Raw genomic sequence first — 17,112 nt, forward strand, 5'->3', positions numbered from 1 at the left:
CACCCCGTCCTCCCCGCACAATTCGGGTTGACCCTCACGTCACGTGAGGCCGCATGCTCGGTGCCGAGGAGGCGAGGACCATGAGCTACTCGGTCGGCGAGGCGGCCCGGATCGCCGGGGTGACCGTGCGGACGCTGCACCACTACGACGAGATCGGCCTGCTGACCCCCAGCGGCCGGACGGCGGCGGGCTACCGCAGCTACTCCGGCCCGGACCTGGACCGGCTGCGCCGCATCCTGTTCTACCGGGAGCTCGACCTCGGCCTCGACGACATCGCGAGCATCCTCGCCGACGGTGGCGCGCACGCGCACCTGAAGCGGCAGCACGAGCTGCTGCTGGCCCGCATCGAGCGGTTGCAGCGGATGGTCGCGGCGGTGGAACGCGAGATGGAGGCGAACACGATGGGGATCGACCTGACGCAGGAGGAGAAGTTCGAGCTGTTCGGCGACTTCGACCCGGACGACCACGCCGCGGAGGCCGAGCGGCGCTGGGGCGGCACCGACGCCTACCGGCAGTCCCAGCAGAAGATGTCCGGCTTCACCAAGGCGGACTGGAAGCGGTTCATGGCCGAGCAGGAGGACATCGGCCGCCGGCTCGCCGAAGCGATGCGGGCCGGGCATGCGCCGGACGGCGAGGCGGCGATGGACCTCGCCGAGGCGCACCGCGGGCACATCACGCGCTGGTGCTACGACTGCACCTACGAGATCCACCGCGGTCTCGGCGAGATGTACGTGGCGGACGAGCGGTTCGCGGCGAACTTCGAGAAGCTCGTGCCCGGCCTCGCCGAGTACGTCCGGACGGCGATCAACGCCAACGCCACCCGAGCCGGCGCGTAGCCAGCCCGTCCCGGATCACCGCAATTTCCATTGAAATCGAAGGTTCGATTTCAATGGAAATTGCGGCCATCACCCACCCTGCCCACGGTGATCACCTGGCCACGGCGACGTCCGCCGGGGAGCGAGGTAGCGTTTCGCACCGGAACAGGTGAGGTGCGTGATGAGTTCGGCATTCCCGGCTGAGCTGCAGCCGCAGCGCAAGCCCCGGGCCAGGGCCGCGTGGGACGTGTACGCGGTGGTCGCGGCCGGCGGCGTGCTGGGCTCGCTGCTGCGCTACGGCGCTTCCCTGGCGTGGCCGGGGCCGTTGTCGACGTTGCTGGTCAACATGATCGGCTGCGTGGCCATCGGGGTGCTGATGCACGTGATCACCGAGCTCGTCGTCGCGCACCGGCTGGTCCGGCCGTTCCTCGGCGTCGGCGTGCTCGGCGGGTTCACCACGTTCTCCACCTATGTCGTCGACGCGCTGCACCTCGTGCTCGACCACCAGCCCGCGCTCGCCCTGGCCTACCTGGTCGGGACCGTGCTGAGCTGCCTGCTCGCGGTGCTCGTCGGGGTTCTCGCGGCGCGCTCGGTGGCGCGCCTGTTCGGACGGGGTGATCGGTGATGCGGCTGCAGGGCGAGGCGTTCCGGCTCACCGCGATCGTCGGCGAAGGCGACACCTACCAGCACAAACCGCTGTACCACGAGATCGTGCTGCGGGCCAGGCACGCCGGGCTGGCCGGCGCCTCGGTGTTCCGCGGCGTCGAGGGCTTCGGCGCGACCGCGGCGATCCACACCGCGCGGCTGCTGTCGCTGAGCGAGGACCTGCCGGTCGCGGTGGTGATCGTCGACGACGAGCAGCGGGTGCGGAGCTTCCTGCCGGAGCTCGACGGGCTGGTCACCAACGGCCTGGTGCTGCTCGACGAGGTCGAGGTGATCCGCTACGCCGGCAAGGAGCGGCGGTGACGTTCGTGCTGGTCGCGCTCGGTGGGGCGCTGGGCGCGTGCCTCCGGTTCCACACCGATCGCTGGGTGCAGGCGCGGCACGACACCGGCTTCCCGTGGGGCACGGTGACGGTCAACGCGATGGGCTCGCTGATCCTCGGCTTCCTCGCCGGCGTCGCGCTCTCCGGCATGCCGATCCCGGTGCTCCAGACCTTCCTCGGCGTCGGTTTCTGCGGCGCGCTGACCACCTTCAGCACGTTCAGCTACGAAACCGTCCGGCTGCTGCTCGACGGCGCGCGGCTGTTCGCGGTGCTCAACGTGGTCGTCACGACGCTCGCCGGGATCGGTTCGGGCGTGCTCGGCGTGGTGCTGGCCGCCGCGATCTGGGGCTGACCCGCCGCGCTGCCCGACCGCCCCAGCGGCGGGAGAATCGAGGCGAAACGGGCACGGGAGGGGGATCCGATGAGCGACACCACGATCATCAAGGTGGACGGCGCGCACTCACCGCGCGGCGCCCTCGGCCAGTACTACCTCGCCGAAGGAGTCGGCCTGGCGATGCGGCTGTGGCGCGACGAGCCGCCGGGCGTGGACAAGCAGTCGGCGGCCCGCGACTACGAGACGGCCGGATACGTGATCAGCGGCCGCGCGGAGCTGCATAGCGAGGGCCAGACGGTGCTGCTCGAACCGGGCGACTCGTGGATCATCCCGAGGGGCGCCGAGCACCGCTACAAGATCCTCGAAACGTTCACCGCCGTCGAGGCCACGCACCCGCCGGCCCAGGTCCACGGCCGCGACGAGAAGTCCGGCTGACCCGCGGGTGGTGTCATGGTCGCGGTGGAAGTCGTCGAGACCTCATCGCTGGGCGACCGCAGCTACCTCGTCACCGACGGCGCGGTGGCGGCCGTGGTGGATCCGCAGCGGGACGTCGACCGGATGCTCGCCGTCGCCGGTCGCCGAGGGGTCCGCATCACCCACGTGCTGGAGACGCACATCCACAACGACTACCTCTCCGGCGGCTTGGAGCTGTGCCGGCTGACCGGTGCGGAGTACGGGGTGTCGGCGTCGGACGTGGTGTCGTTCGCGCGGCGCCCGCTGGCCGAAGGCGACGTGCTGGCGGTGTCGCCGGGGATGCGGCTGCGCGTGCTGGCGACGCCCGGTCACACCTTCCACCACCTGTCGTACGTGCTCGAAGAGCCCGACGGCGTGGTCGGGGTGTTCACCGGCGGCTCGCTGCTGTTCGGCTCGACCGGGCGCACCGATCTGCTCGGCCAGCAGCACAGCGAGGAGCTCGCCCGGCAGCAGCACGCGTCGGTGCGCAAGCTCGCCGAGGTGCTGCCGGACGACGCGGCGATCTGGCCGACGCACGGCTTCGGCAGCTACTGCTCGGCCGACGCCGTGTCCGGCGGCTCCGCGACCGTGGGCCAGCAGAAGAAGGTCAACGCCGCGTTCCGGCTCGGCGAGGACGAATTCGTCGACCACGCCCTGTCCGCGCTGGACGCGTTCCCGGCGTACTACGCGCAGATGGGCGCGCGGAACGCGGCCGGGCCGGAGCCGGTCGACCTGCGGGAACCGGCCCGGGTGCGGCCGGCTGAGCTGGCCCGGCGGCTGCGCGTCGGCGACTGGGTGGTGGACCTGCGGTCCCGCCGGGCGTTCTCGCGCGCGCACCTGGCGGGCACGATCAGCCTCGGCCTGGACGGGCCGCTGGCCACCTGGCTCGGCTGGCTGGCCGACCGGGGCGCGCCGCTGACGCTGGTCGGCGAATCGCCGGAGCAGGTCTCCGCCGCGCAACGCGAGCTGGCGCGCATCGGCATCGAGCGGCCGATGGCGGCGGTCGGGCATCCGCACGAACTCGCCGCGGACCCGAGCCTGGTGCGCAACCTGCCGTCTGCGACGTTCGACGACCTCGCCGAAGCCGGCCCGGGAACGGTCGTGCTGGACGTGCGGATGCGCCGCGAGTGGCGGGCCTGCCACCTCAAGAACGCCGTGCACATCCCGCTCTTCGAGCTGCGCGACCGGGTGCACGAGCTCCCGGACGGGGTTGTGTGGGTGCATTGCAGCGCCGGGTACCGGGCCGCCGCGGCGGCGTCGCTGCTGGCGCGCGCGGGCCGCGAGGTGGTGCTGGTCGACGAGGAGTTCGCCGCCGCGCACCGGGCCGGCCTGCCGCTGGTGTCCGACCGCTGAGGAACCGCCGGCGCCCGGCGCGAGTCTGATCGGGCGTGGACTTCGACTTCGGCGTGCTGCCCGAGCTGGTGCCGGTGGTGCTCGGCGCGGTCTTCCTGGTGGGCGGCGCGCGGCAGATCCGGCGGAACCGGCGGCTGGTCCGCCACGGCGGCCGGGCGCGCGGGATCGTGGTCGCCCAGGACAGCAGGTGGTCGTCGTCGAACGACGGCTCGGGCGGCAGCTACCAGCACGCGCCGGTGATCGAGTTCGTCGCCGAGGACGGCCGGACCCACCGGGCGAAGTCGGAGATCTCGAAGACCCACACGTCGTTCATCCCCGGTCGGCGAGTCCTGGTGCACTACGACCGCGCCGCCCCGTCGAAGATCTTCCTCCCCGGCCACGACGGCGGGCCTGCGGTGGTCTTCGCGCTGATCGGCGCGGTCGTGCTGGCCGTCGGCTTGGCGGCGCTCTGGGCGTTCTTGCGAGGCATGACCGCCGACGACCTGATGGACAACGGCGTCCTGTTCGGGGTGGCTTTCCTGTGCGTCGGCGGCAGCGTGCTGGCCGTCGGCGTCGCCGGGATCCTCGCCACGCTGCGCATCAAGACCGGCCCGCGCTCCCGCGGCGTCGTGATCGGCGAAACGACCAGCACCGGCCCGCAGGGCATGACGCGGCACCACGCGGTGGTCCGCTGGACCGCCCCGACCGGCGAGGTGCTGGAGGCGCCCAGCGGGCGCGGGCGGCTGATCCGCCGCATCCCGGTGGGCACCGGGATCACCGTCCGCCAGCACCCGCGCGACCCGTACCGGATCCTGCTGGCCGGCGACGGGCCGGAGCTGGCCGGCTTCGCGTTCCTGCTGTTCGGCGGCCTGTTCAGCGCGGTCGGCGGCATCATGACCTGGGCGGTGCTGCACTTCTGACGCCGCCGTTCGGGGGAACCCGGGCCTACACTCGGTGGCGACAAAGTGTTCGGCGAGCACGGGTGGCCGCCATGACAACCCGGCGGGTGGGCAGACTTCCCGACGATCTGACGAGCTTCGTCGGCCGCCGCGGGGCGATCACGCAGGTGAAGCGGCTGGTGTCGGCCTCGCGGCTGGTGACCCTGACCGGAGTGGCCGGGGTCGGCAAGTCGCGGCTGGCGTTCCGCGTCGCGCGCGATCTGCGCCGCGCCTTCCCGGACGGCATCTGGCTGGTGGAACTGGGCAAGGTCCTGCCCGGCGACGACCTCGCCCAGGTGCTGGTCACCAGCCTCGGGCTCGAACCCTCGGACCTGCCGCCGGAGATGGTGCTCGCCGATCAGCTCGCCGACAAGCGGATGCTGGTCCTGCTCGACGGCTGCGAGCACCTGCTGGACGAGTGCGTGCCGCTGGTCGGGGACCTGCTCGCCGCCGCCCCCGAGGTGCGCGTCCTCGCCACCTCCCGCGCGCCGCTGGCGCTCGCCGCAGAGCGGGTGTGGCCGGTGCTGCCGATGGTCATGCCGCGGGTGGACCGGGAAGGCCACGTGGTGCAGCGCGCCACCGGCTTCGAGGTGCTGGAGCTGTTCGCCGACCGGGCCTCGGCGGTGCTGCCGGGATTCGCCATCGGCCCGGCGAACGAGGCGCTGGTGGTCCGGCTGTGCCGGCAGCTCGACGGCCTGCCGCTGGCCATCGAGCTGGCCGCGGTGTGGATGCGGTCGCTGTCGGTGGAGGAGATCCTCGACCGGCTCAGCGACCGGTACCGGCTGCTGACCTTGGGCGATCGCAGCGGCCTGCCGCACCACCGCACGCTGCGCGCGGCGGTCGCGTGGAGCTTCGACCTATGCTCGCCGACCGAGCAGGCCGTGTGGGCGCGGCTGTCGGTGTTCACCGGCGGTTTCGAGCTGGACGCGGCGGAGGCGGTCTGCGTCGGCGACGGCGTGGCCGTCGAGGACGTGTTCATCGGCGTCGCGGGCCTGGTGGAGAAGTCCGTGCTGGTCAAGGAGGACCAGCCCGTCACCCGGACCCGCTACCGGCTGCTGAAGACGATCCGGGAGTACGGGCGCGAGCGGCTCGGCGGCGCGAAGGAGCTCGCGCTGCGGCGGCGGCACCGCGACCACTTCCTGCTGCTCGCCGAGCACGTCGACGCGGAATGGCTCGGCCCGCACCAGGTGGAGTGGCTGACCCGGCTGCGGCAGGACCGGTCGAACCTGCGCACCGCCCTGGACTTCTGCCGCACCGAGCCCGGCGAGGGGCACGAGGGCCTGCGGATGGCGGCGGCCCTGCGGTTCTTCTGGGCGGGCGGCGGTTCGCTGCGGGAAGGCCGGTACTGGCTCGACGAGATGCTCCGGGCGGTGTCCGAACCGGATCAGCAGCGGACTCGGGCGCTGACGACGAACGGCCTGGTCAGCGCCTTGCAGGGAGACACCGAAGCCGCCCGCTCGCTGCTCGCCGAAGCACGGGACGCGGCGCGGCGGGCGGAGTACGACTCAGTGCTGGCGCTGACCTCGCACATCGCCGGGCTGGTCGACCTGCTGCGCAACGAGAACGCGGCGGCGACGTCCCGGCTGGCCGAAGCGCTGGAGCGGCGGGAGATGCTGCAGCACGACGGGGTCGCGCTACTCAGCCTGCCGAACCTGGCGCTGCTGGCGGTGTTCCGCGGCGACTGCGAGCGAGCCGTCGAGCTGTGCGAGGAGTGCCGGGAGATCTGCGAGGAGCACGGCGAGCTGTGGGGCCGCTCGTGGGCCGAGCTGGTGCTCGGGCTGGCCCGCTGGCGGCAGGGCGACTTCCCGGGCGCGCTGGCGCACGTGCACGAATGCCTGCGGATCAAGCAGCTGTTCGACGACGTGCCAGGGCTCCTGATGGCGATCGAGCTGGAGGCGTGGGTGTCGGCGGCCCAGGGCCGGGTGGCGCGCGCGGCCCGGCTGAGCTCGGCGGTGGTGCACCTGTGGCGGCCGCTGGGCCGCTACCTGTTCGGACTGGAGCGCTACCTCGGCTGGCACGCGGAAGCCGACGCGCGCATCCGAAACGCCCTGCCGACGCCGGAACTCCGCGCTGAGCGCAGCCGCGGCGCGGAGTACACGCTGGACGAACTGATCAGGTTCGCGCTCGGCGAGCGCCCGCCCGCGCCTTCCGAGGAAGAGCCGGTGCGGCTGACGCCGCGGGAGCGCGAGGTGGCGCGGCTGGTCGCGCAGGGGTTGTCGAACCGGCAGATCGCCGAGCAGCTGGTGATCTCGAAGCGGACCTCGGACAGCCACATCGAGCACATCCTCGCCAAGCTGGGCGCCACCTCGCGCGCGCAGATCGCGGTCTGGGTGGCCGAACAGCCGTGACGTGAGGGGCAGTTGAGGTGAACGGCCTGTTCACCGCGCCTATCGGGACGAACGGTCCGTTCACTCCATCCCATCGGGCATCCATCGAAGCCGGGCGGATGAGGCGAACAGGCCGTTCACCTCTCCTTCCGAGGCGAACAGGCCGTTCACTCCACGCTTAGTCGCTCATCGCGGTCCGGGCTCAGGCCGTCATGGCGAGCTCGGCGTCGGCGCGGGCGCGGCGGGCCGACGAGAGGACGACCTGCCGGCTCGGCGCCGGGCGGTCCGCGCGCGGCGGGCTGATCCAGCTCGGGTCGTCCAGCGGCGGCAGGGCCAGGCGGGCGCCAGCCGGCACGCCGACGACCGTGTCGAGATCCTCGGGCAGTTCGTCGCGGCCACCGGGCTGGGTGAGCAGCACCCAGTCGGCGCCGTCGACCAGCACGGGTCCGGCCTGGAGGTGGATGGCGAGCACCTGGTGCACGCGGGCGGCGAATTCGGCGGGCATGCGCAGGGCGCCGATGCGGCCGCCGATGATGAGCGTGGTGCGGTCGGACTTCGGGTCGTGCTCGACCCACCAACCGTAGGAGCGGTATTCGGAAGAGCTGTTCATGTCGACTATTCGCGGGGCCTTCGGGGAATCGAGGGATGGTGAACCGGCGAGGTGGGTGCGGCGGCTCCGTTGCCGCCTAGTCGGACGGGTGGCACCCGCCTCGCCGGTGGGAGGGCCGAACAACAGGCAGCTGGGGCAAGTAGCTGCTGTCCGGTCAAGTGGAACCTCCTCCCTGGTGCGGGAACGCCGCTGGGATCCGGGGTCGACCCTGGCCGGGACGAACGGGTGGGCCGCGGTCGCTCCGGCGGCTTTCGCCGTTCGACCACCGGTGTCCCGAGCGGTCCGTCCGTTTCTGGACGTGTCGAAAGCATGGGCCGAAAGACCCTGGTGCCGAAGCGGGACATGTACCGAGGGCCATACCTAGATACCGCCCGTTCAGGGGATCACGACACGCGCACCCAACTCGCTTGGCTCCCCGCCGCCGCTCGGCGTGCTACCTAACCTGATCCGCACACCTGAGCGAGAGGAGCACGTGATGCGAACTGCTTTCATCCACGGCGAGGTCGGCCGGTTCGAGGCGGCGCGCGGCGAACTGGTCGCGGCGTTCACCCGCAGCCGACCGGAGTCCGACGCCGGCTGGTTGGCCGGGTGCCTGCTGGACGACAAGTTCACCAGGGACGGGCTGCTGGCCCGCTGGACCGAAGAAGACCTGGTGCGATTCCTGGTCGAAGTGGTGCCCCGCCGGTTGCTCGTGCCGAAGTGGTCGCTGGTGCCGGATTTCCTGCACCAGTGGCTGGATTTCCTGGCCGCGGCGGGCCTGCTCACCTCGCCCGGCTCGCTCGCCGAGCTGCACGGGGCGGTGGAGCGGGCCGTGCCGGACTACCTGGCGGCGATGGCGGAGCCGACCGAGTGGTCGGCGGCGAAGTTCTGGGACACGACGATGCACGAACTCGGCTTCGATCCGGAGGATCCGGGGTCGGCGGCGGAGTTCTTCGACGCGGTGGACGCAGACGAGATCGACTTCGACGGCGAGATCCTGGAGGAGATCGAGCGCCGGGACGCGCAGGAGCCGCCGGACCAGCCCGCGCTCTGGTTGCCGCCGGTCGATCTCGTCCACGTCGAGCCGCACCGGGCCATCGCGGCGAATTCGCCGGTCGTCCGGCAGATGCGCGCCGTCCTGGAATGGCTCGGCACCGGCCGCGATCCGTCCGATGTGGGCGACCTGGCCGCGGCCCTCGGCGAGGCGTCCGGCGTCGAGGAGGCCGACCTGCTGCTGGAGTGGGCCGAGCGGGCGGGCCTTCTCCGGCCGGCCGGAGACCTGCTGGTGCCCGCGCTGATCGCGGAACCCCTGCTGGCGGAACCGGAACTGCTGTGGACCCGGCTCTGGCAGTGCTTCGTGCTGATCGACGACGTGTTCCACGCCGAGCTGGACGGGATCGCCGAGGACGAGGACGCGCTGCCGGAGATCGTCCAGGCCGCGCTGAGCGTGCTGTACTCGCGGACCGACGCGGTGCCGCTGGAGCTGGTGGTGTCGATGGCCTGCGATCTCCTGGACGCGGGAGAGCCGAGCGACCGGGAGGCCGTGCGCGGCATCGTCCGCCGGGTGCTCGCCCAGTGGGAGGCGATGCTGGCGGTCCGCTGCCACGTCACCACCGCGCCGGAGGAGATCGAGGTGCTGGAATCCGCCGTGCCCGCAGGCGTCGCCGCCGATCGCACCATGATCGAGCTGATGCCGCCGGGCCTGTGGGCGGCGCGGGAATCGTTGCGCGCCTTCGGCTTCCAGGTGCCCACTGTGGACGACCTGGTGCAGCACCCGGCCGAGCTGCTGGCACTGGTGGCCGCGGACACCCCGGCCGACGTGCAGCAGGTGCTGATCCCGCGGTGGATCGAGCAGCGCGGTGCGAAGCAGGCCAGCGCGGAGCTGTCGGAGCTGCTCCGGCGCGTGGACGATCCGGCGATCCGCCTGGCGGCGCTGGGCCTGTTGGAGCACACCGGCGCCGAGGGCGTGTCGGCGGTGCGCGAGCTGGCCGAGGATCCAGTAGCCGGCCCGGCGGCGCGGATGTGGCTGCAGTCCCGCCCCGCGAGCACCGAGAACGTGGTTCGCCCCGGCGATGAGCTGCTGTTCTCCCTGGACGGCATGGCGGCGGCGCTGGACGAGGACGTCGACCTGTTCCTCGCGGAGTTCAGCAGGCAGCCGGGGCCCGCGCAGGTCGAGCTGATCGCGGAGATCGCCAGGACGGAGCACAACAGCGCAGGCGAGATCCTCGCGGTCCTCGCCGAGCACCACGAGGAGGAGGTGATCGCGGCGGCAGCGCAGGCGGCTCTGAGCTCCTGAGCACCGCGATTCCGGCCGGTCGGGCCTCCACCGAGAGTGAGCTCGCTCATCGTCGTTTGTTCCGCTAACCAAAACTTGTTAGCATTGCAAACGAATTGCTTCCGTTCAGCGAGGGGTGGCGACCGATGAGCGCCGGGCACGACGTTCGGTTACTCGACGTTTTCAAGGGACAACCGAAGGCGGTGTGGATCACCGCGTTCGCCGCCGTGATCGCCTTCATGGGCATCGGCCTGGTCGACCCGATCCTGCTCTCGATCGCAGAGGCGCTGAACGCAGGCCCCGAACAGGTCACCCTGCTGTTCTCGTCCTACCTGGGCGTGCAGGTGCTGGCGATGCTGATCACCGGCGCGTTCAGCGCGCGCTTCGGCGCGAAGCGGACCGTGGTCACCGGGCTGGTGCTGATCGTGGTGGCGACGCTCGCGTGCGCGATGGCGAGCTCGATCGGCGAGCTCGTCGCGCTGCGCGCGGTGTGGGGTCTCGGCAACGCGTTCTTCATCGCCACCGCGCTGTCGGTGATCGTCGGCGCCGCCAGCGGCGGTCAGGGGGCCGCCATCATGCTCTACGAGGCGGCGCTGGGCATCGGCCTGTCCACCGGACCGCTGCTGGGCGCCCTGCTGGGCAACATCTCCTGGCGCGGGCCGTTCGCCGGCACCGCGGTGCTGATGGCGATCGCGCTGATCCTCTCGGCGGGCTTCCTACCGAAGGACGGCGACCGCGCCGACCGGACCAAGGTCCGGCTGCTCGACCCGATCCGGGCGCTCCGCCACGGCGGCCTGCTGCGCACCTCGCTCGGCGCCGCCTTCTACACCGCCGCGTTCTTCATCGTGCTGGCCTGGTCGCCGTTCGTCCTGGAGTTCGGCGCGATCGCGGTCGGCCTGGTGTTCTTCGGCTGGGGCCTGTGCGTCGCCCTCGCCGGCGTGTTCCTGGCCCCGCGGCTCGCGGCGCGGCTCGGCGAGGTCGGCGGCACCATCTTCGCGGTGCTGATCTTCGCGGTGCTGCTCGGCGTCATGACGTTCGGTTCCAAGCCCGTGGTGGTCGTCGCGGTGATCCTCAGCGGCTTGGCCTCCGGCCTGCTCAACACCCTGTTCACCGGAACCGCGATGAGCATCAGCGACGCGCCGCGCCCGGTCGCCAGCGCGGGCTACAACTTCCTGCGCTGGCTCGGCGGGGCGGCCGCGGCCACGCTGGTCGGGCACGTGGCCGAGTGGTTCGGCTCGCAGCACGCCCCGTTCGCGGCCGGCGCGATCCTGTGCGTGATCGCCGCGGGCCTGCTGTTCGCGGAGCTGCGCACCCAGGCCAACACGCGCTCGGTTCCCGCCGAAGCCGCACTGGTCGGCGAAGAGTTCTGACCCGTCCCCTAACTGAATAACCCGATAGAGCAAGCACTCTTCGAGAATTCGCCGAGTTTTCGAAGAGTGTTTGCCTTCTTTTGGTGGTGTCATACGCTCCTAGCCATTTCTCGATCAAGCTTGGGAGGTTGCGGTGGCACAGCCGGGCGAACGTCGACTCCTACCGCTGTTGTCGGCCGGGCGGGCGCGGGTGACCTGCCGGTACCGCTGCGGCGACCAGTGCGCGGAGCACCCGCCGAACCCGACGGAGAACCAGTACTTCGGCGACCTGCTGCAGAACGTGCTGTCCCGCCGGGGTTTGCTGCGTGCCGGTGCGGTGGTCGCGGCCTCCGCCGCGGTGCTGCCCGGCCTCGCCGGACGGCCCGCCGTCGCCGCGCCCGGCCGGCCGCCGGGGCTGGACTTCACGCCGGTGCGGCCGAACAGCGAAGACGCCGTCGTCGTGCCGGAGGGCTACCAGCAGCAGGTCGTGATCCGATGGGGTGACCCGATCCTGCCCGATGCCCCGGAGTTCGACTTCGACGACCAGACCCCGGAAGCCCAGGAACGGCAGTTCGGCTACAACAACGACTTCTGCGCGCTGCTGCCGCTGGACGACGACCGGCGGCTGATGGTGAACAACCACGAGTACACCTCCGAGGAGTTCCTGTTCCGCGGCTACGACCCGGAGAACCCCACCGAGCAGCAGGTCCGGATCGCCTGGGCCGCGCACGGGTTGTCGGTCGTGGTGCTCGAAACCGGCGACGGCGCGCCGAAGCCGGTGCTCGACCCGCTGAACCGGCGGATCACCCTGAACACCCCGTTCGAGCTGCGCGGCCCGGCGGCGGGCAGCGAACTGCTGAGAACTCCGGCGGATCCGACCGGCACGCGATCGTTCGGCACCATGAACAACTGCTCAGGCGGTGTGACCCCGTGGGGCACGATCCTCTCGGGCGAGGAGAACATCCACTTCTACTTCGCCAACGCCGATTCGATCACCGACCCGGCGACCAAGGAGCGGCTGGCGCGCTACGGGATCAAGGGCGCCGCCAGCGAGCGGAAGTGGGAGCGCTTCGACTCCCGCTGGGACCTGGCCAAGCAGGTCAACGAGCCGAACCGGTTCGGCTGGATCATCGAACTCGACCCGCACGACCCGGAATCGACGCCGGTCAAGCACACCGCCCTCGGCCGCTTCAAGCACGAGGGCGCCAACATCCGGGTCGCCGACGACGGCCGGGTCGTGGCGTACATGGGTGACGACGAGAAGTTCGAGTACGTCTACCGCTTCGTCTCGGACCAGCGGATGAAACCGGGCCGCAGCAAGCACGCCCGGCGGCACAACATGTCGCTGCTGGACTCGGGCACGCTCTACGTCGCGAAGTTCACCGGCGACAGCCCGGACGAGATCGACGGATCCGGCAAGCTCCCGGCGGACGGCGAGTTCGACGGCTCCGGCGAGTGGATTCCGCTGGCGCACAACGACACCAGCTTCGTGCCCGGCATGACCGCCGAAGAGGTCTACGTCTTCACACGCCTCGCGGCCGACAAGGTGGGCGCGACGAAGATGGACCGCCCGGAGGACGTGCAGCCGCACCCGAAGACCGGCCGCGTCTACGCGGCGCTGACGAACAACTCGGACCGCGGGGCGACCGGCAAGGCACCGGCCGACGAGCCGAACCCGCGCAACAGCAACAAGCACGGTCAGGTCCTGGAACTCGACGACGACCCGGCGAACACCCGCTTCGCCTGGCGCCTGCTGCTGGTCTGCGGCGACCCCAACGACCCGGCGACGTACTTCGCGGGCTTCGACAAGTCCCAGGTCAGCCCGATCGCCTGCCCGGACAACGTGGCCTTCGACAGCCACGGCAACCTCTGGATCACCACCGACTCGTCGGAGGCCCTGGGCGCCAACGACGGCCTCTACGCCGTGCCGCTGGAAGGCCCGGAACGGGGCCACGTGATGCAGTTCATCAGCGTCCCGCGCGGCGCGGAAGCCTGCGGCCCGATCATCGAGAACGACCTGATCATGGTCTCGGCCCAGCACCCGGGAGAGGTCGACGGGGCCAACGCCGACAACCCGGTCTCGCACTGGCCGGACGGCGGGGCCAGCCAACCCCGTCCCTCCGTGGTGGCCGTCTGGCGCTGATCGTCCCGGCCGCGCCGCGCCCCTGACCGGCGGCGCGGCGCGGCCGGCATAACAGCGGAACTGCGGCGCGTGGTGGCGCGTCTCAACCTCGGCATGCCGGCCCGCGGGGCGGTCGGCAGCGGGAGAGGGGCGCCGGATGTACCCGACTTGGCTGACCGCCGACCTGGTGTTCCCGGGGGGGAACCTGGTGGAGCACCTGACCGCGGCGACGGAACTCGTACCGGAGTCGCTGCTCGACGACAGCGGGCAAGCCGTCGAGATCGCGGAGTGCATCGACGACGGGTACAACCACTTCTGGATGAACGCGCTGCACTTCGTGGGGCACTGGGCCGACGAGGCGGGCCGGGCCGACGAGCTGCCGACCGAGTTCTGGTTGCGCGTGGCGCAGGCGGCGCACGCCATGGAGTTCCCGGAGTTCGTGCCGTACTGCCACGGCAAGGCGAAGGGCCTCCCGCACCAGGACCCGGGCGACCTGATGGCGGCGTTCAGCACGATGCCGTCCGTCGTCGAGGTTTCCGGTGAGCTGCGCGAGCTCTGCCTGGCAGCGGCCGAGCACCTTCTCACCGACGACCCGTCCACGGCTCAGATGCTCGACGAGATCGACCTCGACGCGCTCGCCGCACATCTGCGCAACGGCGCGTACGACCGGCTCGGCGAGCACCTCAGCGAACTGTTCTCGGATGCCTTCGACGACCTCTTCGAGCTGGTCACCAGCGCGGACTTCCCGGCAGAGCGGGCGAAGCACGCCTGGGCGGTGATCGGCCCGAACCCGTTCCGGGTGGTCCTCGGCGAGGGCATGTTCCCGAGCACCGAAGCCGAGCCCTGGTGGCGGGCCATCTGAAAGTCACCGGACGGTGCGGAATTCCTGGGTTCCGGTGACCAACGAGATGTTCCGCAGCGACGAGTGCACGTGCAGGTAGTTCAACTCGCGCGCTAGATCGCCGGCGCCGTTGCTCCCGAAGTTCTGCGCGGAAATGTTCAAAGTGGACAGCACGCCCACCGCGCGCCCCGACGAATCCAGGACTCCGCTGCCGGAATCGCCGGGGATGCCCGGCGTGACCGTGAAGATGGTGTGGTTCCAGCCGCCGCCGGAATCGCCGAGCGAGGTGCCCGCCTTCGCGTTCAGGTCGCCGACGCTGGCCCGCAGCTTCGAACTGCCGTAGGTCACCACGACGTCGCCCTGCTGCAGCCCGCTGGTGTTCAGGCCGCTGGGACCGCCCCACACGGGCAAGCTCGGGTTGACCTTCCCGACATCGGCCGGGTCGAGCTGGATCAGCGCGAAATCGTTGTAGGCGCAGGTGTCGGCGTCCTTCTCCTTGATCGCCTGCATCGTCAGCCACGAGCTGTAGACCAGCACACCAGGCTTGCTCGCGCCGGTGATCTGGACCTGGGTGCCGATGGGCAGCGACGGCGAAGTGCAGCCGTTGGTCTGTTCGAAGCCGCCGGTCCTGGCGCAGTGCGCGGCCTGCCCGAGGTACACCTTCGACCCGCCCTGGAACACGAAGTTCGAGGTGCACTGCGCGGAGTTGGTCACGGTTCGCACGCCGGGATGCACGGCCGCGGTGGACGAGGCGGCCCAGCGCGGCTCAGCCGAAGCGAACCCGCCGGCCGTCAGGACGGCAACGGCGACCACCGAGACCAAGGGAGCGAAACGAGTCCTCACGATCACGGCCTCCTCCCCGAACCGCGCCGAAGGGACCGCTACCTGATACCACACCCCGCGACCTGCGGCGATGCCGATCAGCCGAGCCCGACCTCAAGAAACCCAACCGCCCCACCAACGCACTTCCGCGCCGCTGGACCAGGCCCTTAGCGGTCGAAGACGCCGCCCTTGACGGCGCTGATGAACCGGTGCCAACTCGGCACCGGCACGGCTAAGTGCCCACCATCCCGATCCTTGGTGTCCCGCACCCCAACGGCATCGACACCGAGGCCCACCTCGACGCAGTTGGTGTCAGGTCCAGAGCGGCTGGACTTCCGCCATGTCATCTCAGCTTCCAGCATCAGCGGGTCTCTCCAATCTCAGTGGCCAGTGCTTTGATCAGCTGCAACGACGCGTCAGAGCTCAGCGCTTGTTCTCGCAGTTCATCGGCCGCGCGTTGGTAGTCCGCGACCAACTTCTTGTCGTACAAGAAGACAGAAGACCTGTAGTGCTCCAGATGGACGATGGGAAGTGCCTTCGGGAAGCTCAGGTACACGAACGGACCGACCAAAGACGCGTTCCACTTCGAGTCCTGCGCAGGAAGCACCTGGATGTCCACATTGGCCATTTCTGCCATCGTGCCGAGATGCAGCAGTTGCTCGCGCTGAACCTGCTGGCCGCCGAAAGGGCGGCGCAATGCGTCTTCGCAGATCAAGGCATGTAGCTTCACAGGATTGCGCCGGGTGAGAATCTCTCGCCGAGCCAGCCGAAGCATCAGCCTGGTCTCGGCCTCTCCGGAACGACTGCCCGTCATGGCCACCCGTGCGTAGTCGGCGGTCTGCAGCAAACCTGGAATCAGAAGCGGTGCGACATCAATGATCTCCGTGGCACTTCGCTCGAAATCGATGTAACTCGCCAGCGGACGACCGCTCCCGGAGCTTCCCAGGGCCAACCAGTTCGGGTCGCCCGCCTGTCGGGCTAGATCCAGCGCGCGTTCTCGATTCTCGCCCGTGACGCCGAGTTCTTGCAGGATGCTCGCCACATCCTCTGGTCTCGGGAGCCTTGCGCCGGTCTCGTAGCGCGATATCAGCGTGTGCGATGTTCCAAGTCGTCGAGCGAGCTCGCGCACTGAGAGGTTCTGTCGCTGACGCGCTTCTCTGAGTTCTGCTCCCAGGGCGCGGGCCCTGGGACTCCCGCTACTGGTGCCAGGCATGCACCAGATCCTAGAGAGAGATCCTCACCGCCCGTAAGTGTGATTGCACACAAGGTGACAGCTTCGGGATAGTGGTGCCAGCACCACATCAAGTAAATGGCACCAGGAGGCGGGATTGTTCGAAAAGGCTGGTGTGGACTGGTTTTGGCGGCCGGTGGGAGTCGGGCGGCATGCGTTCGACGTGGCCGCGAAGCGGGCCGAGCCGTATGCGTCGGTGACCTCGTTCTGCGGCGTGCAGGTGGAGGCGTGGCAGGTGCAGCGACTGCCGCGAGAGCTGGAGTGGATCCGCGAGGACACCTGCATGGACTGCTGGCGGCGCATCACCGCCCGGTGGGCCACAGGTTCGTGAGTGCTTTGGATCGCTATGGCGATCCAAAGTGCACACGAGCCCTGACCAGCACAAACGCCAACTTCAACGATAGGGAGAAAAACATGTTCTGGATTCAGCTCAGCACGTTCGTCCTGTTCAACCTGCTGATCCTCGCCATGCTCACCACCCAGATCCCCGCGCGGACGCTCGCTTTCGCGACAACGGGGCAGCACGCAGGAGGCGGCGAAGGCGCTTACACGGTCTGGCACCTCATAGCCGACATCGAAGCCGAAACCCGAGACGAGCACGGGCCGGAACACGAACATCCCCGCATACCACCGGAATTCCCCACCACCGACCCAGACGAACCCACCGGACGCCACCACCTGCGCCCGTAACCGCTCGTG

18 protein-coding genes are annotated in these 17,112 nt (G+C 70.3%); 14 read left to right on the forward strand and 4 right to left on the reverse strand.

Annotated features, from left to right (window positions below; all coding sequences use genetic code 11):
* The first annotated feature begins 80 nt into the window (after positions 1–80).
* From AC07FN_RS27370 to AC07FN_RS27405, 8 genes are all read left to right on the forward strand, one after another.
* Complete coding sequence (locus AC07FN_RS27370; protein WP_478398216.1) at positions 81–836, forward strand: MerR family transcriptional regulator; 756 nt, start codon at positions 81–83, stop codon at positions 834–836.
* A gap of 160 nt (positions 837–996) precedes the next feature.
* The gene (locus AC07FN_RS27375) at positions 997–1,440 is read left to right on the forward strand and encodes a fluoride efflux transporter FluC (protein WP_478398217.1); all 444 of its coding nucleotides are present in this window, start codon (positions 997–999) and stop codon (positions 1,438–1,440) included.
* Positions 1,440–1,781, forward strand: a complete 342-nt coding sequence (locus tag AC07FN_RS27380; protein WP_478398218.1) for a DUF190 domain-containing protein — start codon at positions 1,440–1,442, stop codon at positions 1,779–1,781. The genes AC07FN_RS27375 and AC07FN_RS27380 overlap by 1 nt, the downstream gene beginning before the upstream one ends.
* Positions 1,778–2,152, forward strand: a complete 375-nt coding sequence (crcB, locus tag AC07FN_RS27385; RefSeq protein WP_478398219.1) for a fluoride efflux transporter CrcB — start codon at positions 1,778–1,780, stop codon at positions 2,150–2,152. Before AC07FN_RS27380 ends, crcB begins: the two co-directional genes overlap by 4 nt.
* Positions 2,153–2,221: 69 nt before the next feature.
* Complete coding sequence (locus tag AC07FN_RS27390) at positions 2,222–2,569, forward strand: cupin domain-containing protein (RefSeq protein WP_478398220.1); 348 nt, start codon at positions 2,222–2,224, stop codon at positions 2,567–2,569.
* A 15-nt stretch (positions 2,570–2,584) separates the two neighbouring features.
* Positions 2,585–3,940, forward strand: a complete 1,356-nt coding sequence (locus AC07FN_RS27395; protein ID WP_478398221.1) for an MBL fold metallo-hydrolase — start codon at positions 2,585–2,587, stop codon at positions 3,938–3,940.
* A gap of 35 nt (positions 3,941–3,975) precedes the next feature.
* Positions 3,976–4,839, forward strand: coding sequence for a DUF3592 domain-containing protein (locus tag AC07FN_RS27400; protein ID WP_478398222.1), 864 nt, complete (start codon positions 3,976–3,978; stop codon positions 4,837–4,839).
* 71 nt (positions 4,840–4,910) lie between these two features.
* Entirely contained in the window at positions 4,911–7,205 is a 2,295-nt protein-coding gene (locus AC07FN_RS27405) for a LuxR C-terminal-related transcriptional regulator (protein WP_478398223.1), read from the forward strand.
* Positions 7,206–7,386: 181 nt separating this feature from the next.
* Here the strand turns inward: AC07FN_RS27405 and AC07FN_RS27410 are convergent, their stop codons facing one another.
* Entirely contained in the window at positions 7,387–7,794 is a 408-nt protein-coding gene (locus AC07FN_RS27410) for a hypothetical protein (RefSeq protein ID WP_478398224.1), read from the reverse strand.
* Between the two features lie 475 nt (positions 7,795–8,269).
* Between AC07FN_RS27410 and AC07FN_RS27415 the strand changes: the two genes are divergently transcribed.
* From AC07FN_RS27415 to AC07FN_RS27430, 4 genes are all read left to right on the forward strand, one after another.
* Entirely contained in the window at positions 8,270–10,069 is a 1,800-nt protein-coding gene (locus AC07FN_RS27415) for a HEAT repeat domain-containing protein (protein ID WP_478398225.1), read from the forward strand.
* Positions 10,070–10,194: 125 nt separating this feature from the next.
* The gene (locus tag AC07FN_RS27420) at positions 10,195–11,418 is read left to right on the forward strand and encodes an MFS transporter (protein WP_478398226.1); all 1,224 of its coding nucleotides are present in this window, start codon (positions 10,195–10,197) and stop codon (positions 11,416–11,418) included.
* A 133-nt stretch (positions 11,419–11,551) separates the two neighbouring features.
* Positions 11,552–13,540 carry a PhoX family protein gene (locus tag AC07FN_RS27425; RefSeq protein ID WP_478398227.1) on the forward strand — a complete coding sequence of 663 codons (1,989 nt, stop codon included), beginning with the start codon at positions 11,552–11,554 and terminating at the stop codon, positions 13,538–13,540.
* 136 nt (positions 13,541–13,676) lie between these two features.
* Positions 13,677–14,381 carry a hypothetical protein gene (locus AC07FN_RS27430; protein WP_478398228.1) on the forward strand — a complete coding sequence of 235 codons (705 nt, stop codon included), beginning with the start codon at positions 13,677–13,679 and terminating at the stop codon, positions 14,379–14,381.
* 3 nt (positions 14,382–14,384) lie between these two features.
* Here the strand turns inward: AC07FN_RS27430 and AC07FN_RS27435 are convergent, their stop codons facing one another.
* From AC07FN_RS27435 to AC07FN_RS27445, 3 genes are all read right to left on the reverse strand, one after another.
* A complete protein-coding gene (locus AC07FN_RS27435) occupies positions 14,385–15,203 on the reverse strand; it encodes a serine protease family protein (RefSeq protein ID WP_478398229.1) in 819 nt (272 codons plus the stop codon).
* Between the two features lie 146 nt (positions 15,204–15,349).
* On the reverse strand, positions 15,350–15,544 hold the full coding sequence (locus AC07FN_RS27440; RefSeq protein ID WP_478398230.1) for a DUF397 domain-containing protein: 195 nt from the start codon (positions 15,542–15,544) through the stop codon (positions 15,350–15,352).
* Entirely contained in the window at positions 15,544–16,395 is an 852-nt protein-coding gene (locus AC07FN_RS27445) for a helix-turn-helix domain-containing protein (RefSeq protein ID WP_478398231.1), read from the reverse strand. Before AC07FN_RS27445 ends, AC07FN_RS27440 begins: the two co-directional genes overlap by 1 nt.
* Before the next feature lie 115 nt (positions 16,396–16,510).
* On the opposite strand from AC07FN_RS27445, the gene AC07FN_RS27450 reads away from it, so the two are divergent.
* Positions 16,511–16,744 carry an HC3 family zinc finger protein gene (locus AC07FN_RS27450; RefSeq protein WP_478398232.1) on the forward strand — a complete coding sequence of 78 codons (234 nt, stop codon included), beginning with the start codon at positions 16,511–16,513 and terminating at the stop codon, positions 16,742–16,744.
* 83 nt (positions 16,745–16,827) lie between these two features.
* A complete protein-coding gene (locus AC07FN_RS27455) occupies positions 16,828–17,103 on the forward strand; it encodes a hypothetical protein (protein ID WP_478398233.1) in 276 nt (91 codons plus the stop codon).
* Positions 17,104–17,112 lie beyond the last annotated feature (9 nt).

It is taken from the genome of Saccharopolyspora sp. NPDC045941 (genome assembly GCF_056431445.1).